The sequence below is a fragment of the Bacillus sp. B2-WWTP-C-10-Post-4 genome, assembly GCF_009183805.1.
GTDB lineage: Bacteria > Bacillota > Bacilli > Bacillales > Bacillaceae_G > Bacillus_A > Bacillus_A cereus.
On sequence record NZ_WEII01000279.1, the window covers coordinates 1 to 705 of the forward strand.

The window sequence follows — 705 nt, forward strand, 5'->3', positions numbered from 1 at the left end:
GCTATAGCCACTATTATTAATATAATAAATTGATCATTCTATTTAAAAAGTAGTAAATCTATAACAATCTTATTTAAAAAGATGAGGTGATTTATATTCAAGATAATAATGAAATTAGAAAAAAGGAACTAATGTCAATGGCTCTTGACATTATTTTCCCTTACAGGCTTACGGGGCCTACCGGAAGTACTGGATCTACCGGGAGTACTGGGCCTACCGGAAGTACTGGACCTACCGGGAGTACTGGGCCTACCGGAAGTACTGGACCTACCGGGAGTACTGGGCCTACCGGAAGTACTGGGCCTACCGGGAGTACTGGTTCAATCGTTACAACAAACTCTATGTTCGCTAATAATACATCAGGTGGTTCTGTTTCAGTCGTATTAGGAGGAACAAACATTCCACTTGCAAATAACCAAAGTCTCGGTAATTTTACAGTTAACGCTTCAAATGACGTATTTACAATTCCTGTAACTGGAAGATATCATTTAACCTATCAAGTTAATACAACAACCGCTCTACTTGCTGGAACTAGACTACTATTAAACGCTTCTACGCCAATTCCTGGCTCTATTTTTTCTCCCACTTTATCTACTTCAAATTATAGTAATAACTTAATTACTAATTTAAATGCTGGTAATACAATCTCACTACAATTATTTGGTATATTATCCGTCGTGAATTTAGTTGGAGGCGGATCAACAG

Annotated in this window: 1 protein-coding gene; it reads left to right on the forward strand. The window is 37.6% G+C overall.

What is annotated here, in order from left to right; translation table 11 throughout:
* Positions 1 to 86 precede the first annotated feature (86 nt).
* Positions 87 to 705 (forward strand): BclA C-terminal domain-containing protein (locus GBN78_RS29930; RefSeq protein ID WP_152128044.1); only part of this gene is annotated, 619 nt, incomplete at its 3' end.